Origin of the sequence: Pseudomonas sp. Tri1, from assembly GCF_017968885.1 — a bacterium.
In the GTDB taxonomy this organism is placed as follows: domain Bacteria; phylum Pseudomonadota; class Gammaproteobacteria; order Pseudomonadales; family Pseudomonadaceae; genus Aquipseudomonas.
Genome location: NZ_CP072913.1, coordinates 4,276,870 through 4,301,403, shown reverse-complemented (window position 1 = coordinate 4,301,403; position 24,534 = coordinate 4,276,870). Strand labels below are relative to the sequence as shown.

The following is a 24,534-nucleotide window of genomic DNA, read 5'->3' as shown; positions in this document are numbered from 1 at the left end:
ACAGAATCTCAGTGCCCGCCCTGGACTCTGCGTTGGGCTGTCGTCGCGTGCTCGAGCTGCGGTTCGGCCGCCGCCGCGCCCGCAGCGATCTGCTGGGCCTGCTCCCAATCCAGATCGGGGCTCAACCATTGGAGTGCGTCCTCGCCGGTGAAGGCCAAAAGGCGTTGCTGCTTGCTGGCGATGTCGCCATAGGTCACCAGGGTCAGTCCATCGCAGCCGTTGGGTGTCTCACTGGCCTGGGCCAAGGCGGCAAGGAAGATTGGGGACGATTGTCGGGAAGTCGTGTAGGTGAGGCTCTGGGGTTGGGATGTCGCGGTCTCGGCCGCCAGGTACCAGCCGTCTACTGCCACCAATACGCGTCCCTCCCGTTTGATTTGGGCAAAGACCTTGGAGCGCATCACCAGGTGCAGGGGCAGATGAGTCATGGGCGGCATGGTCCCCACTGACCAGATCGGCGACCAGCCCCAGCGAACCTTGATGCATTCCAGATGCCCGCCGCGACGACGTATGGCACTGACCTGCATGTTTGGCTTGATCAGGCTTTGTCGCTCGTGGGGTTTGGGATTTGTCACGACACACAAACCTGCACCTGTCGGGCCTGCGTCGAAATGGCTGCCGTGGGGTTCTCGCTGGTCGAAACAGGCCAGGGCGTCTTTTGAAGAAACGTGCTGAACCAGACATTCACACATAACGAAGAACTCCCGGCGGTCAAGCGCAAGAACCTCTGGTACCCGTTGTTCAAGCCGTGACATCGACGGCTTTGAGCGGTGTTATGTACCTCCGAGCCGTGGCGGTGGGCTTGGTTCGAAAATCCTGGGAACGAGCAGACGAGCGGGAGATCGGCTAAACAGGGGCATGGGGAAGACTCGAATCCCGATTCGCATTGATAAAGTCCACAAAAGCCCGCAGCGGCGAGGGCAGGTAGCGGCGGCCGGGGTAGTAGAGGAACGGCCCGGTAAAGCGCTGCCACCAGGGTTCAAGTACGGGCTCGAGGGCGCCGCTGTCCAGGTAGGGCCGTAGCCAGTCCTCGAACAGGTAGACGATGCCCAATCCATCCACCGCAGCTTGTACCGACAGGTCCACCGCGCCGCCGATCCGGACGATCAATGGGCCGCTCGGGTCGACGCTGACGGTTTCGCCGTCACGTTCATATTCCCAGAGCGGCATCGCGCCACTGGGGAATTTGCCCCGCAGGCAAGCGTGCTGGAGCAGATCCCGAGGGTGCTTGGGGCGCCCCCTGGCGTCCAGATACGCCGGGGACGCGGCGGTTGCAAAGCGCTGGAACCGTGGGCCGATGGGGAGGGCGATCATGTCCTGTTCCAGGCGCTCGTCGTAGCGAATACCCGCATCACACCCGGCGGCGAGCATGTCGACGAAGCTCTCTTCAGCGATCACCTCCAGGCGGATGTCGGGATAGCTTTTCAAAAACGGCGTGATGATCGCCGGCAACACCAGCCTGGCCGCGCTGACCGGCACGTTGAGCCTGAGGGTACCGGAAGGCCTATCGCGAAAATCGTTGACCACATCCATCGCCGATTCGACTTCGCCCAGGGCTGGTACGATGCGCTCCATCAACCGTGCACCGGCTTCAGTCGGCACCACGCTGCGGGTGGTACGGTTGAGCAGGCGCACGCCCAGCCGGCTTTCCATCCGGCGCACCGCATCGCTGAGGCTGGAGGCGGACTTGCCACTCAGCCGTGCGCCTTCACGAAAGCCCCCTGCATTGACCACGGCCACGAAGGACAGCAAGTCTTGAATATCCGTTGCCATTGTTCTCTCCGTCGTACAGCCCGTGCCGATTGCACCTGATTATCAATGGAGTGGTCAACGCCTATAGTCGGCCCACACACATTGATCCGAGGGCACGACATGAGCATTGCAGGCAAGGCAGGCACCTTTTTACTCGGCGATCAGCAGGTCAACCGCATGGGCTATGGCGCGATGCAGTTGGCGGGGGCCAATGTGTTCGGGCCACCGAAAGACCCGGCCGCAGCCATCGCGGTGCTGCGCGAAGCCCTGGCGTCGGGGGTCAACCACATCGATACGGCCGACTTCTACGGCCCTCACGTGACCAACCGACTGATCCGCGAAGCGCTGCACCCTTATGCCAAGGACCTGATCATCGTCACCAAGGTCGGTGCCGTCCGCGGTGCCGATGCGTCCTGGAACCCGGCCCACAGCCCCGCCGAGCTGACCCGGGCGGTCCACGACAACCTGCGCAACCTGGGCGTGGAGGTTCTGGACGTGGTCAATTTGCGAGTGTGGGGAGACCTGCATTCGCCCACGGAGGCTTCCATCGAAGAGTCGTTCACGACACTGGCCGAGCTGCAGCGCCAGGGCCTCATCCGCCATCTGGGGTTGAGCAACGTCACGGCCTCGCAAGTCAGGCAGGCCCAGGGTATCGCCAAGGTGGTCTGCGTACAGAATCACTACAACCTGACCCATCGCGACGACGAACAACTCATCGCTGACCTGGGCCGGCAGGGCATCGCCTACGTGCCGTTCTTCCCGCTGGGCGGCTTTACACCGCTGCAATCGGAAACCCTTTCCAGCGTGGCGGCGCGCCTGCAGGCGTCACCGCTGTGCGTGGCGCTGGCGTGGTTGCTGCAGCGTGCGCCGAATATCCTGCTGATTCCCGGCACATCGTCCCTGGCGCACCTGAGGGAAAACCTCGCGGCGAGTGAGCTGACGATTCCTGCGCCGCTGCTCGCCGAGCTGGATGCACTGGTCTAGGCCGCCTGGAAAACCAACGTCTGGCCATCTTCCGGTATCAACAATCGGCCTCCAACACCAGCCAACGCGGCGGCTTCGGCAAGGGCCTTGCGGGTCGTCGGGCAGTGGCTGATCGCTTCCAAGTGATTGGCCACCACGGTCCCGTGGGACAAACGGGTGAATTCCAGCGCCTCGTCGATGCCCATGATGATGTCGCCGCCCACATCGAACCGTGCCCCGCCTGCCGGGACCACGCTGACCTGTGGCTGATGGCGCAAGACGAATTCGCACACGGTGGGGGTGAGCACGGTGTCGCCGGTGAGGTAGACGCTTGGCTCCCCAGGCAGCTCGATCAGGTAGCCGACGCCGTGCTCCATCAACTTGCCCACCAGGCCCAGCCCATGGGTGCAGCGGACGGAGCGGATGGTGCCGCCCAGGAATGGGTTGGCTTGGTCATGCGCCTTGGCAAGCGGCTGGACATTCAAGCCACGCTTGGCGAGGTAAGGTGCGTCGTGGGGTGTGCAGATGACCGGGATCTGCTTTTCCCTCAGCCAGCGCTTGGCCGCTCGGTCCAGATGGTCGAAATGGCCTTTCTGGCAATGAGTGATCAGGCAATGGGTGACGGTCTCAAGGTCCTTCGCTGTGGAGGTCGGAAGCTCCACCAACGGGTTGCGCTGCGTGGCACCGAACAGTCGCAGCGGCGGCAGCGTGCCCTTGGCAGCCAGCATCGGGTCGACGAGCACGCGATACGGGCCGAATTCAAGAATGATCGTGGCGTTACGGATCTGCTGGATGTTCATGAGGCGTTCCTGTTGAGTGAGCGCTTCATGGTGCCGATCCGGTCCCGTGTGCATAATGGCCGGATCTGACATCTTTGATTCGTTTCAAGCCATGACCAAAAAACTTCGAATCGGCCTGCTCCTGTTTCCTGGCTGCATGCCCGCTGGCCTGTTCGCCTTCGCTGACCTGCTGCATGCCGCCAACCGCAGAAGAGGGCTGACGTTGTTCGAGGCACGCTACATCGCGTTGCAAGCCGGGCCGGTGGTGTGTGCCCATGGCGTGACCTTGCACGCGGAAGCGGCCTTGGGCAGCACCAAGCTGGATGCCGTCCTGGTTCCTGGTTTCTGGGCCGAATCGGCCGAGCAGGTGAATGCACTGCTGGCTGACCAGGCGGCCCTCGTGAGCGCACTGTCGAAGCGTCCCCGGTCGCTGCAGCTCTGGTCCTATTGCACCGGTGTCTGCCTGCTGGCCGCCAGCGGTCGCTTGGATGGGCAGGGCGCGACGGTGACCTGGTGGCTGGCGCAAGCGATGCAGCAGTATCGAAAAGTCCTTTGGCAAAGCGAGCAGAACTGTGTTTTCAACGAACGCACGGCGACCGCGTCCGGGGTGAACGGGTACCTGCCCATCGCCGAGAAGCTCATCGAGCGCAACGTCAGCAGCGACGTCCTGCGCGACATTACCCGGCTCATGGTGCTGCCGCGACCGGCCATTGCCCATGGGGCGTTCCAGGGCAGCGCGCTGATCGAGCAATCCAGCGGATGGTTACGGCAGTTGCATGGGTTGATCGAGCGGATGCCGGCCGAGCGGATCACCGTTCAGGCACTGGCAAGCGAGCTGGCGGTGTCCGAGCGTACCTTGGCGCGCAAGGTCAGCCGTGAAACGGGTCAGCCCGTCGCGGCCTACGCCCGGCGCATCAAGTTGAACCAGGTCAGCGAACGCCTGACGTTGACGGCGCTGCCCCTTGCCAGCATCGGCGCCGAGCTGGGTTTCAGCAGCAGCTCCAACTTGCAGCGCATGTTCAAGGCGCTGACCGGGCTGACGCCGGTGCAATACCGGCGCAAGTTTGGACGTGTGTGACGCGGGTCAACCCGGCGTCTTGTCGGTTTCGTTGCGATGGTGTTCAGTCCAGTTGTCGACTGGATGGGCACGGTCTTCGTTGAACATGTCCGTGAGCAGTGCATTGGCACGTCGGTAGGCATCGTGTCGGAACTTGAGGTCATCTTCCGGCTGGGCAACGATCTCCTCCAGCATCTTGAGGTTCAGTCGCCGGAACTGATCCGCTCGCTCGCGCGCTTCATAAGGCCCGACGCCCATGCGCTCCAGCGCACTGCGACCCAATGCCAGTGCGCTCTCGAATGTTTCCCGCTCGGCCGCCTCCACGCCCATTCGCCGAAGGGTGATGAGGTGCCCCATGTCCCGCGCGCGCACGATCAGCTGCAACGCTGGAAAGTGCTCCTGGGCCAGCCGGGTCAGCGTCAGGTTGTCTTCCTGATCGTCGATCGCGTTGATCAACACCACCGCTTGGGCCGCGCCGGCGGCGTGCAACAGATCGAGGCGCGTGGCATCGCCATAAAAGACTTTCACGCCGAATTTGCGCAGTGTCTCGATGTTGTCAGGGTCGTGATCCAATACCACCACCTCGACACCGCAGGACATCAAGAGGCGTCCGGCGATCTGCCCGAAACGGCCGAACCCGGCGATGATCACTCGCGGATTCTGCTGGTCGACGAGGTCGGATTCGCGTTTGTTTTTCTGGGTGAGCGACTCGAATCGACCCAACAACAGGATCAACAACGGCGTCAGGCACATGGACAGGGCCACCGCCAGGGTCAGGCTCTTGCCCCATGGGTCGGTCAAGATCCCGGCCACTGTCGCTGCGCCGAACACCACGAAGGCGAATTCGCTGCCCTGGCCCAGTAACACCGCCTGCCATGAGCGCTGCCCGGCGGGGACGTTGAGGAATCGGCCGGCGGCCTTGATCACCAGCAGTTTGATCAGGATGAAACCCAGGGTCAGGGTGACGACTTTCAACGGTGCGTTGATCAGGGTGCCGAAATCGATCGACATGCCGACACCGATGAAGAACAGCCCCAGCAGCAGGCCTTTGAATGGTTCGATGTCGCTTTCCAGGGCATGGCGGTATTCGGAACTGGCCAGCAACACCCCGGCGAGGAACGCGCCCATGGCCATCGACAAACCGGCTTCCTCCAACAGAAAGCCGAAGCCGAACACCAGAAAAAGCGCAACGGCACTGAAAATCTCCCGCAAGCCTGAGCGTGCCGCGAAGCGCAGCAGCGGCCGCGTCACGTAGCGCCCCAACAGCACGACGATGGCGATGGCGGCGACGATTTTGCCAATCGATAGCAACAGGGCTGTGCCTGAAGGCGTGTCGCCGTGGGCCGACAACAACGGAATCATCGCCACCAGCGGAATCGCCGCGATGTCCTGGAACAGCAGCACGGCAAAGCTGCTGCGCCCGACCGCGGTGGCGGTCAGGTTGCGTTCGCTCATCGCCTGCATGGCGATGGCGGTGGAGGAAAGGCTCAGGGTCAGGCCGACCAGCAGCGCCGCCGTCCAGTTCAGGCCAAGGGCCGCGCAGAACAAGCCAATGGCGGTGCCACAGGCGAGCATTTGCAGGGCACCGCCACCGAACACCATCCGGCGCAGGGCCCAGAGCCGTTTGGGGTCGAGCTCAAGGCCGATGATGAACAGCATCAGGACCACACCGATTTCAGCGAACTCCAGGATGGCCTTTACATCGGTAATCAGCTTCAGCCCCCACGGGCCGATGACGCAGCCGGCCAGCAGGTAGCCCAATACCGGGCCCAGCCCCAACCGGACGGCAATCGGCACGATCAACGCCGCCGAGCCCAGGTATATGAGCATTTCAATCAGGCTGTGAGTCTCCATTTCAATCTTCCTTCCAGGCGGCCAGGCGGGCGCCATAGTGTTCGATTTGTGCGTGTTGGGCGTCAGGGTCGGCGGCATAGGCGCCATGCACGACCACCGGCTCCAACCAGCGCATGCCGCAGTAAATGGCCGTGGCGTGGAGGGGTTGGGCCAGCGCGGCAAAACCTGGGTAGTCGCCGATCGCAAAATGCGCTTGATCGCCACCGGTGGTGACGGCCCACAGCAGGCGCTTGTCTTTGAGGGCGACGGTGCCTTTGCCGTAGGCCCAGCCGTGGGTGAAGACTTTATCGATCCACAGTTTCAGCAGGGGCGGGGTGCTGTACCAGTACATCGGATGCTGGAGCACCACAAGATCCGCTTGCTCCACTGCACGCTGTTCCGCCTCGACGTCGATGTCGAAGTTGGGGTAAAGCTCGTAGAGCGAACGTATGGCCACGTCCGGGTTGTTCGACACCCGCTTGAGCATCAACTGGTTGACCCGCGATTTGTCGGGGTAGGGGTGCGCATAAATGATAAGAATCATCGGTGAACTCCTTAGTGTTCAGTGGGCTCCGTCGATCCTTGTCTGTCGTGAACGCGAGCGATGGCATTGAGTCGAGCGATATAGAAAAGCGCCCCCCCGGGGCAGGGGCGAGTCCGGAAAAGGCCGGACATCCTACCGAGGAAGGCGCTGATTGTTTAGAGCGTATCGATACATCGGGGCATTTTCAGTCAAGCGGCAGCGAGACCCGGGCCTCCAACCCGCCACCCCGACGATTGCTCAAGGTCAGAGTCCCGCCATGCTCCAGCACCGTCGCCCGGGCCGCCGACAAGCCCAGCCCGACGCCGCCGGTGTGCTTGTTGCGAGAGCCTTCGATGCGAAAGAACGGCGTGAAGACCTGCTCAAGGTATTGGGCGGCGATGCCCGGCCCTTGGTCCAGGATGCGAATATCCACTCGATTGGCGTCGGCTTCGAGGCGAACCGTCGGCTCGCCGCCATATTTGATCGCGTTGTCGATCAGGTTGACCAAGGCGCGCTTGATGCCGATGGGCCGGCCGACATAAACCAGGCGCTGGGCGCCTTCGAACCCAACCTCGATGCCGGCGTCCTTGAGGTCATCGACGATGGTGTGCAGCAGTTCGGCCAGGTCGAACGCGGTGGCATGTTCAAGCCGGGCGTCGTCGCGGAAGAACTCCAGGGCTGAGTTGATCATCGCCTGCATTTCATCGACGTCCCTGAACAGCCGGGATTGCTGCTCGGCATCCTCGATGAACTCGCCACGCAGGCGCATGCGGGTCAAGGGCGTGCGCAGGTCGTGGGAGATGGCGGCGAGCATCTGGGTGCGGTCCTCGATGAAGTGCTTTAGCTGGGCCTGCATGGCATTGAAGGCGAGGATCGCCTGGCGGATTTCATGGGGGCCGACGACGGGGATAGGCGGTGCCTTGTGATCCACGCCGAAGCGTCTGGCGCCTTCGGCAAAGCGTTGCAAGGGTGCTGCCAGGTGTCGCGTGGCGATCAGTGCGACGATAATCGTCGACACTAGGATCAGCGCCAGCATGATCAGGCTGCGCTCCCATTCCTCCAGTCCCCAACTGCGCGCTGGCAGGGAAAACATGACCCACGAGTGGTCGGTCAATTCGATCATCGCGGCGTAGCGTGCGCCGGGCTGGCCGGCGGGCCAATCGCTTGGCTCATAGCCTTCCATCCTCGCATCGGGCCGGCCCAACTGTTGGCGCAACCGCAGTGCGCCATCACTGTATTCGGGGTCGTCGATCACTGGCAGCTTGGCATCTTCATGGCGTTGGAGCCATTGCGTGTTGAAGATCGGGTCACTGGCCGTCCTGGCAATGGTGGGCCGCTGTTCGGGCGCTGCCGAGTCGATGATGCGGGTGATGGCGGCGATCTTTTCAATCAGGCCGGTTTCCATCAGGGGCGGGCGGGCCCAGGCATCAGCCAATTGGCTGAACAGCGCGTTCAGGGCCAGCAACGTGAGCATGGCAACCAGGGTGGTCAGGGCGATCCATCGCGCCAGCGTATCCCATGGCCGTCGAGTGTATTTCATCGCTTCACCACGTGGGGGCTGAAGAGGTAGCCGCTGTTGCGCACGGTGCGGATCATCGACGCGCCGGTGACATCAGTCTCCAACTTGCGCCGCAGGCGACTGACCTGGACATCGATGCTTCGGTCAAACGCGTCGAAGGTCTCGCCGCGAGCCAAGTCCAGCAACTGCTGACGGGCCAGCACCCGTCGCGGGTGTTCAGCAAAGACCAACAGCAATTCGAACTCCCCGGCGGACAGCGGGATCATGACCTTGTCCGGTGAGCGCAGTTCGCGACGGGTGACGTCCAACTGCCAGTTTTCGAACTCCAGGATTGGCCGGGATGAGTCGTTCGCCGTACCCCTGGCTTCCCCGGTGCGCCGGAGCACGGCACGCACCCGGGCCAACAGCTCCCGGGCGTCGAAGGGTTTGGTCAGGTAATCGTCCGCCCCCAGCTCCAGGCCGACGACGCGATCACTCAGTTCGCCCATGGCGGTGAGCATGATGATGCCGACCGTGTGCTCGGTTCGCAGTCGTTGGCATAGCACCAACCCGCTGTCGCCCGGCAGCATGACGTCGAGGATGATCAGGTCCGGCAGCCGCCGTTCCACCGCTTGCCACAACGCAGTGCCGTCAGCGGCCACTTCGACGCTGTAACCATGTTTTTCGAGGAATTTGCGCAAGAGGGCGAGGACTTCGAGGTCGTCGTCCACCAGTAATAAATGGCTCACGGTGGGCACGCTGGGCAAGGAATACAGGGGCGGATACTAGGGGCAATCCATGGCCTGCGTCATATATTTCAATCTGGAAATAAAGTTGCTGGCGGGCAATGTTCTGGAAATCTTCAGGCAAAAAAGCAGCGGCAGGATGGCCCCCCAATACCCGTCAGTTGAACAGCCAGCCAACATCGAACCTGTGACGAGGGCGCGTGCTCCCGCTGGGCTGCGCAGCAGCCCCAAAACCAGGACCGCTTCGCGCCCCAGCGGGAGCAAGCTCCCTCGCCATAGGGGCGGGTTCGGCTTTTGACTGGCGTTGGTAGCACCACTTTTTCCTTGCCGAGATCACCTTGTATGCCGACGTTCAAACCCGCGCCGTTATGTGTTCGCACCTCTCTAGTCATTGCTCTGGTGGCACTCGCCAGCGGTTGCTCCACCACGCCTGCTGCCACTGCGGGTAGTTGTGACAGTACGACTTTCACCGTCCATGATCCCGCAGAGCCCATCAACCGCGGCATCTTCGCGTTCAACCGAACCGTGGATGACTATGCGCTGGCCCCGGTTGCCCGGGGTTATCTCAAGCTGCCGGAGATGTTCCAGGCCGGCGTCCACAACTTCGTGGCGAACTTCGGCGAGCCCAAGGTGTTCATCAACGACTTGCTGCAAGGCAATGCACAACGTTCGGTCAACACATTGGGGCGTTTCGTCATCAACACCACGGCGGGTATCGTCGGGCTGATCGACGTGTCGGGCAAGCTGGGCATCGAGCGCCACAAGGCCGATTTCGGCCAGACCTTCGGCGTCTGGAACGTCGCCCCCGGGCCTATCGTGGAACTGCCGCTGCTGGGCAGCGCCAACCTGAGGGATGCGACGGGCAAAGTGCTGGGTTTCGCCGTCGACCCGTTCGGCGACAACAGCAGCACCGTCGACACCTTGGGAACGATCAACACCGTCGGCGGCGTTGTCGATGGCCGAGCCGAGGCATTGCCTGTGACCGACCAGTTGCAGACCCAGCCGGATTACTACGTAGCGCTTCGCGATGCAACGGCGCAGCAGCGTGCCGATTTTGTTGCGCAGGGGAAGTCGGGGGCGGTCATTCAGGGGCCGCACTGCCAGGGTGGGGAAGCGGCAAATGAGTAACGATGCGTTGATCCTGAATCGGCGAGTCAAAACCCTCAGTCGGGATACCCTGCATTGCCGTGAATTTTCGTTGCAACTGGCCGAGGATGGTCGTCATGTGCTGCTCAGCCGTTATGTCGAACTGTACCGGCACGAGGATATTTCCTGGTGCGCCATCCGCCATCATCGGGTGCCCTTGGCGCGGATGATTCGCTGGATGGTCGATCACGGGGAACGGGTGAGTGCCTGAGCCCGGTTCGTTCCCTGTCACCTGTCCAGAGCGCTGCTAGACTTCATCGTCCAGTCCTTCTCTCGGAGAATCCGGATGAACAATAAGAACAGGATATGTCTCTGGTACGACGGCACCGCTCTGGAAGCGGCACAGTTCTATGCAAGAACCTTTCCCGACAGTGCGGTTAACGCCGTCCATCATGCTCCTGGCGATTATCCATCGGGCAAGGAGGGTGACGTGATCACCGTGGACTTCACGGTGATAGGCATTCCTTGTATCGGACTCAATGGCGGGCCGGTATTCAAGCACAGTGAGGCCTTCTCATTTCAGATCGCCACCGATGACCAGGCCGAAACGGACCGTTTATGGAACGCGATCATCGACAACGGCGGTCAGGCGAGCGCCTGCGGCTGGTGCAAGGACAAGTGGGGCTTGTCATGGCAGATATCCCCGCGGGTCCTGGTTGATGCGGTCACCAGCTCCGATAAAGCAGCCGCCAAACGCGCTTTCGAGGCCATGATGACAATGACCAAGATCGACATTGCCGCGATTGAAGCAGCGGTGAAAGGCTAGCCGGCGACCCACTGAAGACCCTCTGTGGGAGCGAGCCTGCTCGCGATGATGGCAGTACAGCCAACATTGATACAGACTGACCCCCGCTATCGCGAGCAGGCTCGCTCCCACATTGGTTTCAGGATGGGCCGAAGATCCGAGTTCACCGCCATTCCCCATGGGAGCGAGCTTGCTCGCGATGACGGTGGCACAGCCCAACATTAATGCATGCGGACCTACAGGGTGGTTTCAGGCAATTTGGCAATCACCTTGATTTCAAACTGAAAACCATACAACCACGTCACCCCCACCCCAGTCAGCGTCGGATGCGGCGCGTCACCCCAGAATTCCGGCACCACTTTCCAGATCCTCTCGAATGTCGATTCGGGATCGACGATGAAGACGGTGACATCAATCACATCGTCAAAGCTGCAGCCAGCAGCGGCGAGAATCGCCTTCAGATTGTTGAACGCCAGCCGGACCTGAGCCTCCAGATCGGGCTCAGGCGAGCCGTCTTCGGTGCTGCCGACTTGCCCCGAGACGAACAGAAAGCCATTGGAACGAATAGCCGGCGAGTAGCGGTTACGTTCATAAAGTGCCTGGCGCCCGGCCGGAAAAACCACATCACGCTGTGTCATGACTGCCTCCATCAAAAGGTTGGAACCAACGATGAAAGCACTCTAGGGGCTTGTGCCTGGGGGATAAACGAGCAACCTTGGCCTTCACTGTTTGTAAAATCCAAACAATCTGATAGATACCCGAGGCGGAAATGGACCGTTTTGATGCGATGCAGGCGTTCGTTCGAGTCGTGGAGGCGGGCAGCTTCACCAAGGCGGCTGACACCCTGCACATGAGCAAGACCACGGTGACCCAACTGGTGCAGCAACTCGAGGCCCGGTTGCGGGTCAAGTTGCTCAACCGCACCACGCGCAAGGTCAACGTCACCGCCGACGGCGCTGCCTACTATGAACGGGTGGTCCGCCTGCTCGCCGACATGGACGACGCCGAGACCAGCCTGTCCGGTGCACAAGCGCTGCCCAGGGGCCGGCTGCGGGTGGATGTGCCGAGCCCGCTGGCCGCTCTGATCCTGATACCGGCCTTGCCGGCGTTCTATGAGCGATACCCGGACATCCAGATCGACATGGGCGTGAGTGATCGCATCGTCGACTTGATCGATGAAAACGTCGATTGCGTGGTGCGCGGCGGTGAATTGAGGGATCAGTCGCTGGTCGCCCGACGCGTCGGCGATCTCGCCCTCGGCGTCTTCGCCGCCCCGAGTTACCTGGCACGCTTTGGCCGGCCCGCGCATCCGCGAGAGCTGGAAGATTCGCACCATCGTACCGTGGGTTTCCTGTGGGCTCGCACTGGGAAATCCTTGCCCTACGCCATGCGCCGTGACGGTGAGCTGCTTCACGTCAAAGGGCGCTACGCGTTGGCCATCGATGACGGCAACGCCTATCTCGCGGCCGGTTTGGCGGGGCTGGGTGTGCTCTGGCTGCCCGAGTACATGTCCCGACGTCACCAGGCGCAAGGTGAGTTGGTGCCGCTGTTCGAAGACTGGCAGCTCGAGCCGATGCCGCTTTATCTGGCCTATCCCCCGAACCGCCACGTCAGTGCCAAGTTACGAGTGTTCATCGATTGGGTCGTGGAACTGATGGCGCAACATGCGCCTACCATTGACCGGTATGAGTTATGAAGCATGGCCCCGGATTGTAGAGGAGACACACCATGGACCGATTCACCGGCGGTTGCCTGTGCGGTAACGTTCGCATCCAAGCTTCTGGCCGGCCATACCGGGTCGGCCTCTGTCACTGCCTCGACTGTCGCAAGCATCACGGCGCACTCTTCTACGCCGCAGCGGTGTTCCCCCAGGACGCGGTGACGATCGAGGGGGAAACACGGGACTACGCCGGGCGTTTTTTCTGCCCGCGCTGTGGCTCGTCGGTGTACGCCCGTACCGGTGACGAAATCGAAGTGAACCTGGGCACGCTGGACGCCCCCGATCAACTGATGTCCACCTACGAAAGCTGGACCGTGCGCCGCGAGTCGTGGCTGCCGGCGTTTCCGTTCACCCGACACTACGCCCATGATCGCGAGGGCACGGGGCGCTCCGAGGGCTAGCGCAATCACTCAAACCCGACAATCGCCTTGATCTCCAGGTATTCCTCGAACCCATGCACACCATACTCACGGCCATTGCCTGAGCGCTTGTAGCCGCCAAACGGTGCCATCGGATTCCACGCCGGATAGTTCAACAGCACTTGCCCGGAGCGAATACGCGACGCAACGCTACGCGCCTGTCCAAGGTCCTGGCCCTGGACATGAGCGCCCAGCCCATAGACGGTGTCGTTGGCGATGGCGACGGCTTCATCCACCGTGTCATAGGGGATGATGCACAGCACCGGGCCGAAGATTTCTTCCTGGGCGATGCGCATGGCGCTGTCTACCTGGGAGAACACTGTCGGCCGGGTGTAGAAGCCCTGTTCAAGACCCTCCGGGCGCCCTGGGCCACCGCAGACAAGCTTGGCGCCCTCGTTCAAGCCGACTTCGATCATGACCTGCACGCGATTGAACTGGGCTTCATTGGCGATGGGACCGAGCACGGTTTCTTCCGACTGCGGATCGCCCACGACGATCGCGGTGGCGGTTGCGGCCGCCAACGCCTCGACTTCCGCCAAGCGGTTCCTGGGCACGATCATTCTGGTTGGCGCGCTGCACGATTGGCCGACGTTGCGAAACGCCGACATCACCCCTGGCGGCACGGCCTTGGCGAAGTCGGCGTCGGGCAACAGCACGTTCGGCGACTTGCCCCCCAACTCTTGTGTAACGCGCTTGACCGTAGGGGCGGCGGCTTGGGCCACCAGTGCTCCGGCGCGGTTCGAGCCGGTGATGGAGATCATGTCGATGTCGGGATGCGCCGCCATGGCTGCGCCGACTTCGGCACCACTGCCGTTCACCAGGTTGAAGACACCCGCCGGAAGGCCTGCGTCGTGCACCAGTTGGGCGAAGAGCAGGGCGCTCAGGGGCGACAGTTCGCTGGGTTTCAACACCACTGTGCAGCCGGCGGCAATCGCCGGGGCGACCTTGGCGGTGATTTGGTACAGCGGCCAGTTCCACGGCGTGATGAGGCCGCAGACGCCGATGGGTTCGCGTTGAATGGCCGTGCCATTCTCGACTTTCTGGAAGCGATAAGTGGACACCACATCACGGGCCACCCGTACGTGTTCAGCTGCCAGCGGCACTTGCATGGCTCGGGCGAAGCTGATGGCCGCGCCCATTTCCAGCGACAGTGCCTGGGCCAGTTCTTCTTTGCGTTCAAGGATCAGTTCATGGATCTTTCCAAGGATCGCCACGCGAGTGTCCACCGGCGTCGCTGACCAGCCGGGAAACGCTGCGCGCGCTGCCGCGACGGCCCGATCAACGTCCTCGCTTGAGCCGCGGGCGACCTCGGCAATGACTTGCTCGGTGGCGGGGTTGACCACGGGCAGCATTGCCGGATGCACCGGAGATTGCCATTCACCGTTGATATAAAACTGCTGGAATACAGGTGGGTTGTTTGAAGATTGGGTGGTCATCCAACGGGCTCCCATAGAGCGGTGATAGCACTGCCGGCAGCAGATCGTGATGCCGTTTTCTTCTCGATAAACTAACAAAGCGGCCCTGATGGGATATGCCGTTCTCGAGCCTGGCAAAGAAGAATCTGCTGTATCTGCCGGGCGGACTTCGCAAAAAAAGCAACGGCCTTCGTTCAGGGTGAGAAAGTGCGTCCAGTCGCTGGTCGATGGCTTGCGTCAAACAAGTCTGCCGGTGCTGGGAATGCTCCCATGAGGCATAACCAGAGCTGTCGGTTCGGTGAACCTGCGAATATCAAACGGGCTGATCAAGGTGCCGGTGCTGCCGGTGCTGATCAACTCGGCCATGACGTCGCCGACGCCCGGGCCGAGCTGGAAGCCATGCCCACAGAAACCAAAGGCGTAGAACAACCCCTCGACCTTGCCGCTGGGGCCCATGATCGGCAGCGAGTCCGGCGTATAGCTCTCGATGCCGCTCCAGACCCGGATGATGTTGAGGTTCGCCGCCCCGGGTAATAGCCGCCCCATCTGCCGCATCTGATTGAGCAGGCTTTCGGGCTTGAAGTAAGCGCGACGGTTGAGCATGTCCGGCTTACAGCGGTTGCCACCGCCGATGATGAGGTTGCCTCGCGGTATCTGCCGAAAATAAATCACCTCTTCCTTTATCTTGGTAAACACGCCGATCACCGTTGGCAAGGCATAGGGCACCGGTTCGGTAACCGACATCTGCGGCCCATTGGCCTCCAGGGGCACGGCTTCGCCGAATTGTTCGGACAATTTTGCTCCCCAGGCACCGGCGGTGATCAGCAGTTGTTCGGCAATGAACAGCTGGCCGTCGGTGGTGGTCACGTGGAATTCGCCGTTCACCTTTTGTACGTTGGCGACTTCCGTGCGCTCACGGACGCTGGCCCCGGCCCGTGTCGCCGCGCGGGCAAATGCCGGGGCCGCCAGACGAGGGTTGGCGTGGCCGTCGTGTGGTGCGTAAGAGCCGCCCTTGACCTCCGGGCCGAGGAACGGAAAACGCTCGTGCAAGGCCTTGCCGGTGATGATCTGCAAGTCCAGTTCGCGGGCTTCGGGGGCGGCGGCGTAGGCTTGCAGTTCAGCGATTTCATCCTCGCGATAGCAGACGCGCATATGGCCGCTGGGGATGAACTCCAGGTCATCGCCAATCAACTCGGGCAGCCGTTTCCACAACCCGTATGAGCGATTGGACAACTCCAGTTGGCCAAGGAAACGCCCTTGGCGCCGCACGTTGCCGAAATTCACGCCGCTGGCGTATTGGCCGATCAGGTCGCGTTCCAGTAACGTCACCGAGTGCCCGCGCTGGCGCAGGAAAAACGCCGACGCCGATCCCATGATGCCGCCGCCGATAATCAGTACATCGCTTTTTTCCGGTTTCATGATGTGCTCTCACTGCCCGCCAGCGCTTCGATTTCAATCAGATACCCATGGTGCAAGGCCGGGACGGGCACCACTGCGCGCGCAGGCCGGTGTTCGCCCAGATAGCGGGCGTAGATCCGGTCGAAAGCAGGCCAGTGTTCGACGCCGGCGACGTAGACCGTCACCTTTAAAAGGTCGCTGGGTTCACGCCCCGCTGCGCCGAGAATCGCCATCAGGTTGTCCAGGGCGATACAGGCTTGGACCTCGAACGGCTGGTCGACGCTGTGGCTGCCATCGGCGCGCACTGGCAGTTGTCCGGACACATACAAGACCCCCTGATGCGACACAGCCTGGCTGTAATGTCCACCCGCAGCGGCGGCTTGGTTTGTGTGAATAAACTCGATCTCACCAGCCATGCAGACGACTCCAGGTGTGCACCTGGCCCGAGGCATCGCAGGCGCGGTAATCAGGGAATTGCGCACCGGTGGCGCAGGCGTGGTTGGGCAGGATGCGCAGGCGGCTGCCAATGGGAAAACGCTCGGTGATATCGATGTCCCTAGTACTTGAAAGGGTGATGATGCCGTGTTCCTGGTTGGCGCTGGAGAGCAGGGCGCCTTCGATCCAGTCGCCGGTTTCGCTGCACACCTGTCCGTAACCGAAGTCCCGTTGCTGGCGTTGCGTACCCCGGTCCCGGCTCATGGCCATCCAGCCGGCATCGGTGATGATCCAGCCTTTGTCCTGCTGATGACCGATGACGGTGGTCAACACACTCAGCGCCAATTCATCCGCCTGGCAAACGCCGATGTTGTGCATCACCAGATCGAAGAACACATAGACACCCGCGCGAACCTCGGTCACGCCTTCCAGGTTCAGCGCCGACAATGCCGTGGGCGTCGAGCCGATGCTGACCTGCGGGCAGGCCAACCCGGCTGCGCGGATGCGTTGGGCGGCGCTGACGCAGAGGTGGCGTTCCTGTTCGGCCAGGGCTTGCAGCGCCAGGGGGGTGTCGAGTTCATAGCTGGAGCCGGCGTGGGTCATCACGCCGCACAGCTGCATGCCACCTTCGTTGAGCCTGCGTGCGATCTCGATGAGGGTGTCGTCCTCGACCCGCAGGCCTGATCGATGGCCGTCGCAATCGATCTCGATCCAGACGTCGAAACGCTCGTCGTGCTGCTGGCCGAAGTCGACGATGGCTTGGGCAGCGATCAGGCTGTCGGTCAAGATGCTCAACTGGCATCCCTTGCGCTTGAGCGTCAGGGCCTGAGGCAGTTTGCCGGGGGCCATGGCGACGGCGTAGAAGATGTCCTGGATGCCTTCAGCAAAACAATGCGCCGCTTCCTTCAACGTGGAAACCGTGACTCCGCTGGCACCTGCCTTGATCTGCGCCTGGACCACCGGCAGGCATTTGCTGGTTTTGATATGGGGACGCAGGCGCACACCCAGGTTGTCCATGCGTTGCTGCATGCGTTGGATATTGCGCTGCATTTGCGGGACGTCAATGAGCGCGACCGGGGTGTCGAGGGAGGCAATTGAGGCTGGCATGAACAGGGCTCGGAGGTTGAAGACAGGCTCGACTCTACTCAGTCATCGTAAAGTCGTGGTTTAATGTCGCGTCATCAATCATTAAGTTGAACTGAATGATCAGCTTCGAAGACCTGCGTATGGCCGTGACCCTGGCGCGCTCTGAATCGCTAAGCGCCGCCGCCAGGGCGCTCAATGTCTCGCCGCCCGCGTTGTCCATGCGTCTGCGCAAACTGGAGACGCAGCTTGGCCTGACCCTGGCCAACCGTGACGCCCGGCGCTTGAGCCTGACCGCCGATGGTGAGCGTTTTTCCCGGCAGAGTGCGTTGTTGCTGGATCAACTGGAGGCGCTGCCCGAGTCGTTCAAGCAGCAGGATGATCGCCTGGTCGGCACGCTCAGGCTGGCGGCACCGTTCGGTTATGGCCGACAACACATCGCGCCGTTGTTGGCCCGCTTCGCCAGGTTGCATCCGCAGCTGTGCCTGCATCTGGATCTGCGGGAAACGCCTTGGCCCGATCGTCACGACAGCGACGCGGTGATTCACATCGGCACCCTCAGCGACAGCCTCTGGGTCGCCCGGCCCCTAACGCAGAACGACCGATGGTTATGCGCCAGTCCTGCGTATCTGGAGCAGTACGGTACACCGTCATCACCTGAGCAACTCGCCGAGCATCGCTGCATTTGTATTCGTGAAAACGATGAGGATGTCACGCTATGGCATCTGCGTAATGAACAAGGGCGAAAAACCCTAAGGATCAAACCGGCTTTATTGAGCAACGATGGCAGCGTGGCTCGACGCTGGGCAGAACAAGGCCTGGGCTTGGTGCTGCGTTCGCAATGGGACGTCAGCAAAGCCATCGCCGATGGCCGCCTGGTACGGGTGCTCGCCGATTGGCAATTCGACAGCGCCCCGATCAACCTGCTGGTGCCCTCGCGCAAACTGCGCAGCGCGCGAGTACAGGCGTTGGTGAGCTTTCTTGAGGCTGAGTTGAAAGCCTGAACAAAAGATCTCCAACAGACCCACCGCTATCGCGAGCAAGCTCGCTTGTAGCGAACACCAATCATGCGAACGCCCAAGATCCCTGTGGGAGCGAGCTTGCTCGCGATGGCGGCATCCCATTCAACAAAGATACTGAAGCTGCTCGCGGCCGGCGTAGATTCTGCCGCAAACGACCCTTTGGCGACCTGTCTGGCGCACCATTACTGCCCGCAAACCCACAGAAACACGGGCGCAGCGCCCACGCCTGGAGCATCCCGCAAAGTCTGCTGAGCGAACCCTGCAAAACGGTGGTTTGTACCAAGCGGCCGGTATTTTTAACGATTTATCCACGGTCTCATGGTGTTGTAATGAAAACGTGATGCAGCGTTGCACCGACGTTTCACGAACGGCATCAATGTTTGCCTCGGCATGTCTTCAACAACAATCCAGGACCGCACTCATGAGCTTTCTTCGACCCAAGTACATCACCTTCGACTGCTACGGCACGTTGACCAATTTCCAGATGGGCACCATGACGCGCGAGCTGTTCGCCGACCGTGTCGATGCCGGGCAGATGGACCAGTTCGTCAAGGATTTCTCCGCTTATCGCCTGGACCAGGTGATGGGTGAATGGCGGCCCTATGATGAAATCATCAAGACCTCCCTGATGCGGGTCTGCAAGCGTTGGGGCGTCGAGTATCGCGGCGAAGGCCAGCTCTATTACGACGCCGTTCCAACCTGGGGCCCCCACGCCGATGTACCGGCGGGCCTGTCGAAAATCGCCGACAAGATCCCCCTGGTGATTTTCTCCAATGCGATGGACGAGCAGATCATGTCCAACGTCGACAAGCTCGGTGCGCCCTTCCATAAAGTCTTCACGGCCCAGCAGGCCCAGGCCTACAAACCACGCCTGGCGGCTTTCGAATTCATGCTCGATAACCTCGGCTGCGGTCCGGAGGATGTCTTGCATGTGTCGTCGAGCTTCCGCTACGACCTGATGTCGGCCCACGACATGAAGATCAAGAACAAGGCCTTCGTCGCCCGTGGTCACGAACAACCGGCCAATGCCATCTATGGCTATCACCAGATCCCGGACATCGGCGGGTTGGCCGGCCTGGTCGGGCTCTGAGTCTCGACGCACTTCTTCAAGGTAAGGGGTTAGACATGGGCAGTGAGTCCTATTGGCTCGATACCGCACCGGCTTTCACCGGTGCCCAGCTCGGCGGGTTGCCCGGGCAGGTCGATGTCGCCATCGTCGGTGGTGGTTTCACCGGCCTGGCTGCGGCCCGGGCCTTGGCCTTGAAGGGGGCCAGCGTGGCGGTGCTGGAAGCGGGCAGGGTGATTGGCGAGGCGTCAGGACGCAACGGCGGTCATTGCAGTACCGGCGTGGCCCAGGATTACGCGGCGCTCACCGCCAGCCTCGGCGCCGACAAGGCCCGGGCGTATTACCAAGCCTATGAAAGTGCCGTGCAGAGCGTGGTCTCGCTGGTGGAGCAGGAGGGGATTGCCTGCGACCTCAAGCGCAACGGCAAGCTCAAGCTGGCCGCCAAGCCGATGCACTACGAAGGGTTGGCGCGCACCTGCGAATTGATCCGCAAGGAAGTCGATGCCGAGGTCGAGTTGCTGTCGGCCCAGGAGACGCGGGCGGAAGTCAATTCGGCGCAGTTTCACGGTGGCCTGTTGCAGCGCAACGGCGTGCAGATGCACATCGGGCGTTTCGGTGTCGGCCTGGCCGAAGCCGCTGCCCGTCACGGTGCGTTGATCTTCCAAGGGGTGACGGTGCAGGACTGGAAGGCCAGTGCCGGCGGTTATCGAGTCAACACCAGCAAGGGGACGCTGCAGGCCTCGCAGATCCTGTTGGCGACCGGCGCCTGCCAGCAGGGCGGCCTGGGCTGGTATCGGCGGCGGATCGTACCGGTGGGCAGTTTCGTGGTTGCCACCGAGGTATTGCCCCAGGCGCTGATCGACAGCTTGCTGCCGGCGCGGCGCTCTTATGTCACCAGCCGCATGATCGGTAACTACTTTCGCCTGACCCCGGACAACCGTCTGCTGTTTGGCGGTCGGGCGCGGTTTGCCATGTCCGACAGCGTGTCCGACGCCAAGAGCGGCAAGGTGCTGCAAGCGGCGATGGTGCAGATGTTCCCGCAGTTGGCGAACACTCGGATCGACTATTGCTGGGGCGGCCTGGTGGACATGACGTCCGATCGCCTGCCGCGGGCCGGCCAGCATGGAGGGGTTTATCACTCCATGGGCTACAGCGGCCATGGTGTGCAGATGTCGGTGCACATGGGGCAAGTCATGGCCCAGGTCATGGCCGGCAAGGTCGAGGCCAACCCTTGGCGCGAGCTTGACTGGCCGGCCATTCCCGGACACTTCGGCAAGCCCTGGTTCCTGCCGCTGGTAGGCGCGTATTACCGCTTGCAGGACTACCTGCACTGAGTTTCATGGTGTTGTTTGGCGTTTCAACACGTTGCGTTAATCGTGCGCAATCGAGCCCTATCATTTTTCCGAAAGGTAGAACTGACATGAGTGACAATAAAAACGGCATCAAAGACCAGTTGATCACCGGTACAGAAAGTCTGCGTGTTTTCGAAGGGCTCAATCGCGGCATGTCACGCCGGCATGCCTTGCAAATGCTCGGGCTGGCGGGCGTGGCCGCAGCCGGTGCCGGCAGCCTGTTCGGCGCCGCTGGCAAGCTGCTGGCCGATGACGCCGCGAGCCCTGGCAAAGGCAAGCCCGGCGGGCGTATTCGGGTGGCGGGCATCTCCAGTTCCACCGCCGATACCCTGGACCCGGCCAAAGGCTCATCGTCTACGGACTACGTGCGTCATTACATGTTCTACAACGGCCTGACGCGTTTCGATAACCACATGGTGCCGCAACTGGAACTGGCCGAGCGCATCGACACCACCGACGCCACGCTCTGGGTGATCACTCTGCGCAAAGAGGTGACCTTCCACAACGGCAAGGGGCTGACCGCCGCTGATGTGGTGTTCTCCCTGTTGCGCCACAAGGACCCGATCACCGGCTCCAAAGTCCTGCCGCTGGCCGAGCAGTTTGCCGAGGTCAAGGCCAACGGCACCCATGAAGTGCAGATACGCCTGAGCGGGCCGAATGCCGAGCTGCCCTCGATCCTGGCCGTCTCCCACTTGCTGATCGTCCCTGAAGGCACCACCGACTTCAACCAGGGCATCGGCACCGGCCCGTTCAAGGTCAAGGAGTTCAAACCGGGGGTGCGTTCGATTGGCGCGCGCAACACCAATTACTGGAAGCCGGGTTTGCCGTACCTGGACGAGATCGAGTTCATCGGTATCGCCGACGAGCCGTCACGGGTCAACGCGCTGCTTTCCGGCGATGTGCAGATCATCAACGAGGTCAACCCGCGCTCGACCACGCGCATCAAGGACAGCACCACCCATCGCGTGGTGGACTCGCCATCGGGCAACTACACCGACCTGATCATTCGCCAGGACCAGATGCCTGGCCAGAGCCCGGAGTTCACCGAGGCCATGAAGCTGCTGCTGGACCGCGAACAGGTCAAGTCGGCGATCTTCCGGGGTTTCGCCAGGGTCGGCAACGACCACCCGATCGCCCCCGGTGCACGTTTCTACAATGCCGACCTGCCGCAACGGACCTACGATCCGGAAAAGGCGCGCTTCCTGCTGAAGAAAGCCGGCATGGAGAACATCAGCATGCCAATGATGTGCTCGCCGGCCGCCACCGGCTCGGTAGACGTTGCTGTGTTGCTGCAGCAATCGGCCAAGGAGGCCGGGCTCAAGCTCAACGTCAACCGCCTGCCCAGCGATGGCTACTGGTCCAATCACTGGGCCAAGCACCCGCTGAGCTTCGGCAACATCAACCCCCGGCCCAACGCCGACATGCTGTTCTCGCAGTTCTTCCAGTCCACGGCGCCATGGAACGAGTCCGGCTGGAAAAACGAACAGTTTGACCAGTTGCTGATACAGGCCCGGGGTGAAACCGACGAGGCCAAGCGCGGCAAGATGTACGCGGACATGCAGACCCTGGTGCATGAGCACAGCGGCATCGGCATCCCGGTGTTCATCAGCAACATCGACGGCGTCGACCAGCGCGTCAAAGGTTATGGCACCAACCCGCTGGGCGGTTTCATGGGCTATATGTTCGCTGAGCAAGTCTGGCTTGACGCGTGATGAGCGCGCTCTTGCGACGTGACATGGCACGAGGGGTAGGGTGATGAATAGCAGCACACTGTGGTTGATCGGCCGGCGCGTAGGCGCCGCGATCATGACGCTGTTGATCGTCTCGATGGTGGTGTTCGCCATCACGGCGGTGTTGCCGGGAGACGCGGCGCAACAGTCCCTGGGACAGTTCGCCACGCCGGAACAGGTGGCGGCCCTGCGGGCGAAAATGGGCCTCGATCAGCCGGGTGTGTTGCGTTACCTGCACTGGTTGACCAGCTTGCTCAGCGGCGATATGGGCGTGTCGGTATCCAATGCCGTACCGGTCACCGAGCTGATGGCGGGCAGGGTGCCCAACACGCTGATGCTGGCGGCCGCCACGGCGCTGGTATCGGTGCCAGTGGCCTTGATCCTGGGCATCGGTTCGGCGATGGGGCGAGGTGGTCGCATCGACGGCTTCATGAGTTTCTTTACCCTGATGATGGTGGCCGTGCCGGAATTTCTCGTCGCCACCCTGGCGGTGCTGATCTTCGCGGTGAACCTGGGCTGGCTTTCCGCGCTGTCCTATTCCAGTGAGATCACCTCGCCGCTGCAATTCATGCGCACCTATGCTTTGCCGGTCATGACGCTGTGCTGCGTGATCGTCGCGCAAATGGCGCGCATGACCCGGGCGGCGGTGATCGACCAACTGGACAGCCCTTACGTGGAAATGGCCCGTCTCAAAGGCGTGAGTTCGGTACGGGTGGTCTTGCGCCATGCGTTACCCAACGCCATCGGGCCGATCGCCAACGCCATCGCCTTGAGCCTCTCCTACCTGCTGGGCGGGGTGGTGATCGTCGAGACGATTTTCAACTATCCCGGTATCGCCAGCCTGATGGTCGATGCGGTGACGAACCGCGACATGGCACTGGTCCAGGCCTGCACCATGCTGTTTTGCACGGCGTACCTGACGTTGGTGCTGATTGCCGATCTGTGCGCGATCCTTTCCAACCCGAGGCTGAGAAACCAATGAACAATCCCATTGTGAAACCCCCGACCGCGGCGGTCGCTCTGGCATTGGGCAAAGATGCTCACGGCTCGTCCTGGCTTGGACTGGTCGGCGCCGCGCTGTGTGCAGTCTGGTTGCTGGTGGCGGTCTTCGGCCCGTGGCTGGCACCACACCCGGTGGGCGAAGTGGTTTCCGACACTGTTTTCGACAGCTTCAGCGCCGCTTACCCGTTGGGCACCGATTACCTGGGCCGCGACATGCTCAGTCGGATTCTGGTCGGCGCACAGTTCACCGTGGGCCTGGCGCTGGTGGCCGCGGTCTTGTCCAGCGGGCTTGGGACCAGTTGCGCACTGCTGTCGGTGGTTTCACCGAAATGGCTGGATGAGTTGATCAGTCGCCTGATGGACGCCTTCATTTCGATCCCGAGCAAGATGCTGGCGCTGATCATGGTCTCGGCGTTTGGTTCGTCGGTGACGTTGCTGGTGTGTACGGCCGTGTTGAGTTACACGCCGGGCGCGTTCCGGATCGCGCGCAGCATGGCGGTGAACATCGAGGCTCTGGAATACGTGCAAGTGGCCCGTACCCGGGGTGAACGGCGGTTGTACATCGCGTGCGTGGAAATTTTGCCGAACATGCTCAACCCGGTGCTGGCTGACTTGGGCCTGCGCTTCGGTTTCATCGTGCTGCTGCTCAGCGGCATGAGCTTCCTTGGCCTGGGTGTGCAACCGCCGGACGCCGATCTGGGTTCGCTGGTGCGCGAAAACATCGGCGGCCTCAACCAGGGGGCACCGGCCATTGTGATTCCGGCCCTGGCCATTGGCACCCTGACCATCGGCGTCAATCTGTTTATCGACCGCCTGTCTTCGCGGCGTAATCGACGTACGGGAGGTCATTGAG

Annotated in this window: 25 protein-coding genes; 13 read left to right on the top strand and 12 right to left on the bottom strand. The window is 61.8% G+C overall.

Going from position 1 to position 24,534, the window contains the following annotated elements:
- Positions 1–8 precede the first annotated feature (8 nt).
- Positions 9–572, bottom strand: coding sequence for an SOS response-associated peptidase family protein (locus J9870_RS18350; RefSeq protein ID WP_246883024.1), 564 nt, complete (start codon positions 570–572; stop codon positions 9–11).
- A gap of 271 nt (positions 573–843) precedes the next feature.
- Positions 844–1,770: a LysR family transcriptional regulator gene (locus J9870_RS18345; protein WP_210639393.1), complete on the bottom strand. Its 927-nt coding sequence runs from the start codon at positions 1,768–1,770 to the stop codon at positions 844–846.
- 99 nt (positions 1,771–1,869) lie between these two features.
- Here J9870_RS18345 and J9870_RS18340 point away from each other — a divergent pair, with 99 nt between their 5' ends.
- Positions 1,870–2,733 carry an aldo/keto reductase family oxidoreductase gene (locus J9870_RS18340; RefSeq protein ID WP_210639392.1) on the top strand — a complete coding sequence of 288 codons (864 nt, stop codon included), beginning with the start codon at positions 1,870–1,872 and terminating at the stop codon, positions 2,731–2,733.
- On the opposite strand, the gene J9870_RS18335 is transcribed toward J9870_RS18340, so the two are convergent.
- Entirely contained in the window at positions 2,730–3,512 is a 783-nt protein-coding gene (locus J9870_RS18335) for an MBL fold metallo-hydrolase (protein ID WP_210639391.1), read from the bottom strand. The genes J9870_RS18340 and J9870_RS18335 overlap by 4 nt on opposite strands.
- 91 nt (positions 3,513–3,603) lie before the next feature.
- Here J9870_RS18335 and J9870_RS18330 point away from each other — a divergent pair, with 91 nt between their 5' ends.
- The gene (locus tag J9870_RS18330) at positions 3,604–4,569 is read left to right on the top strand and encodes a helix-turn-helix domain-containing protein (protein WP_210639390.1); all 966 of its coding nucleotides are present in this window, start codon (positions 3,604–3,606) and stop codon (positions 4,567–4,569) included.
- A gap of 6 nt (positions 4,570–4,575) precedes the next feature.
- Here J9870_RS18330 and kefC read toward each other — a convergent pair whose 3' ends face one another.
- The 4 genes from kefC to J9870_RS18310 form a co-directional block, all read right to left on the bottom strand.
- A complete protein-coding gene (gene kefC / locus J9870_RS18325) occupies positions 4,576–6,402 on the bottom strand; it encodes a glutathione-regulated potassium-efflux system protein KefC (RefSeq protein ID WP_210639389.1) in 1,827 nt (608 codons plus the stop codon).
- A gap of 1 nt (position 6,403) precedes the next feature.
- Positions 6,404–6,925 (bottom strand): glutathione-regulated potassium-efflux system oxidoreductase KefF, encoded by a 522-nt coding sequence (gene kefF / locus J9870_RS18320; protein WP_210639388.1) that lies wholly within the window; start codon positions 6,923–6,925, stop codon positions 6,404–6,406.
- 184 nt (positions 6,926–7,109) lie between these two features.
- On the bottom strand, positions 7,110–8,444 hold the full coding sequence (locus J9870_RS18315; RefSeq protein ID WP_210639387.1) for an ATP-binding protein: 1,335 nt from the start codon (positions 8,442–8,444) through the stop codon (positions 7,110–7,112).
- Complete coding sequence (locus J9870_RS18310) at positions 8,441–9,151, bottom strand: response regulator (protein WP_210639386.1); 711 nt, start codon at positions 9,149–9,151, stop codon at positions 8,441–8,443. The genes J9870_RS18315 and J9870_RS18310 overlap by 4 nt, the downstream gene beginning before the upstream one ends.
- Before the next feature lie 339 nt (positions 9,152–9,490).
- Here J9870_RS18310 and J9870_RS18305 point away from each other — a divergent pair, with 339 nt between their 5' ends.
- The 3 genes from J9870_RS18305 (at position 9,491) to J9870_RS18295 (ending at position 11,060) form a co-directional block, all read left to right on the top strand.
- Entirely contained in the window at positions 9,491–10,276 is a 786-nt protein-coding gene (locus tag J9870_RS18305) for a VacJ family lipoprotein (protein WP_210639385.1), read from the top strand.
- Entirely contained in the window at positions 10,269–10,505 is a 237-nt protein-coding gene (locus J9870_RS18300; protein WP_210639384.1) for a hypothetical protein, read from the top strand. The genes J9870_RS18305 and J9870_RS18300 overlap by 8 nt, the downstream gene beginning before the upstream one ends.
- A 75-nt stretch (positions 10,506–10,580) precedes the next feature.
- Positions 10,581–11,060 (top strand): VOC family protein, encoded by a 480-nt coding sequence (locus J9870_RS18295; RefSeq protein ID WP_210639383.1) that lies wholly within the window; start codon positions 10,581–10,583, stop codon positions 11,058–11,060.
- Between the two features lie 215 nt (positions 11,061–11,275).
- On the opposite strand, the gene J9870_RS18290 is transcribed toward J9870_RS18295, so the two are convergent.
- On the bottom strand, positions 11,276–11,677 hold the full coding sequence (locus J9870_RS18290) for a RidA family protein (RefSeq protein ID WP_210639382.1): 402 nt from the start codon (positions 11,675–11,677) through the stop codon (positions 11,276–11,278).
- A gap of 131 nt (positions 11,678–11,808) precedes the next feature.
- Here J9870_RS18290 and J9870_RS18285 point away from each other — a divergent pair, with 131 nt between their 5' ends.
- The gene (locus J9870_RS18285) at positions 11,809–12,735 is read left to right on the top strand and encodes a LysR family transcriptional regulator (protein WP_210639381.1); all 927 of its coding nucleotides are present in this window, start codon (positions 11,809–11,811) and stop codon (positions 12,733–12,735) included.
- A gap of 32 nt (positions 12,736–12,767) precedes the next feature.
- Positions 12,768–13,160 (top strand): GFA family protein, encoded by a 393-nt coding sequence (locus J9870_RS18280; RefSeq protein WP_210639380.1) that lies wholly within the window; start codon positions 12,768–12,770, stop codon positions 13,158–13,160.
- Positions 13,161–13,165: 5 nt separating this feature from the next.
- Here the strand turns inward: J9870_RS18280 and J9870_RS18275 are convergent, their stop codons facing one another.
- The 4 genes from J9870_RS18275 to J9870_RS18260 all read right to left on the bottom strand — a co-directional run bounded on the left by J9870_RS18275 (position 13,166) and on the right by J9870_RS18260 (position 17,533).
- Positions 13,166–14,614, bottom strand: coding sequence for an aldehyde dehydrogenase family protein (locus J9870_RS18275; protein WP_210639379.1), 1,449 nt, complete (start codon positions 14,612–14,614; stop codon positions 13,166–13,168).
- A 216-nt stretch (positions 14,615–14,830) separates the two neighbouring features.
- Positions 14,831–16,012, bottom strand: coding sequence for an FAD-binding oxidoreductase (locus J9870_RS18270; protein ID WP_210639378.1), 1,182 nt, complete (start codon positions 16,010–16,012; stop codon positions 14,831–14,833).
- On the bottom strand, positions 16,009–16,407 hold the full coding sequence (locus tag J9870_RS18265; RefSeq protein WP_210639377.1) for a RidA family protein: 399 nt from the start codon (positions 16,405–16,407) through the stop codon (positions 16,009–16,011). The genes J9870_RS18270 and J9870_RS18265 overlap by 4 nt, the downstream gene beginning before the upstream one ends.
- A complete protein-coding gene (locus J9870_RS18260) occupies positions 16,397–17,533 on the bottom strand; it encodes a DSD1 family PLP-dependent enzyme (RefSeq protein ID WP_210639376.1) in 1,137 nt (378 codons plus the stop codon). The genes J9870_RS18265 and J9870_RS18260 overlap by 11 nt, the downstream gene beginning before the upstream one ends.
- Before the next feature lie 95 nt (positions 17,534–17,628).
- Here J9870_RS18260 and J9870_RS18255 point away from each other — a divergent pair, with 95 nt between their 5' ends.
- The 6 genes from J9870_RS18255 to J9870_RS18230 all read left to right on the top strand — a co-directional run bounded on the left by J9870_RS18255 (position 17,629) and on the right by J9870_RS18230 (position 24,533).
- Positions 17,629–18,513: a LysR family transcriptional regulator gene (locus J9870_RS18255; protein WP_210639375.1), complete on the top strand. Its 885-nt coding sequence runs from the start codon at positions 17,629–17,631 to the stop codon at positions 18,511–18,513.
- 439 nt (positions 18,514–18,952) lie between these two features.
- On the top strand, positions 18,953–19,621 hold the full coding sequence (locus J9870_RS18250; protein WP_210639374.1) for a haloacid dehalogenase type II: 669 nt from the start codon (positions 18,953–18,955) through the stop codon (positions 19,619–19,621).
- 35 nt (positions 19,622–19,656) lie between these two features.
- On the top strand, positions 19,657–20,931 hold the full coding sequence (locus J9870_RS18245) for an FAD-binding oxidoreductase (RefSeq protein ID WP_210639373.1): 1,275 nt from the start codon (positions 19,657–19,659) through the stop codon (positions 20,929–20,931).
- A gap of 86 nt (positions 20,932–21,017) precedes the next feature.
- Complete coding sequence (locus J9870_RS18240) at positions 21,018–22,661, top strand: ABC transporter substrate-binding protein (protein WP_210639372.1); 1,644 nt, start codon at positions 21,018–21,020, stop codon at positions 22,659–22,661.
- A gap of 43 nt (positions 22,662–22,704) precedes the next feature.
- On the top strand, positions 22,705–23,661 hold the full coding sequence (locus tag J9870_RS18235) for an ABC transporter permease (RefSeq protein ID WP_210639371.1): 957 nt from the start codon (positions 22,705–22,707) through the stop codon (positions 23,659–23,661).
- Complete coding sequence (locus J9870_RS18230) at positions 23,658–24,533, top strand: ABC transporter permease (protein ID WP_210639370.1); 876 nt, start codon at positions 23,658–23,660, stop codon at positions 24,531–24,533. The genes J9870_RS18235 and J9870_RS18230 overlap by 4 nt, the downstream gene beginning before the upstream one ends.
- Position 24,534: the final 1 nt, after the last annotated feature.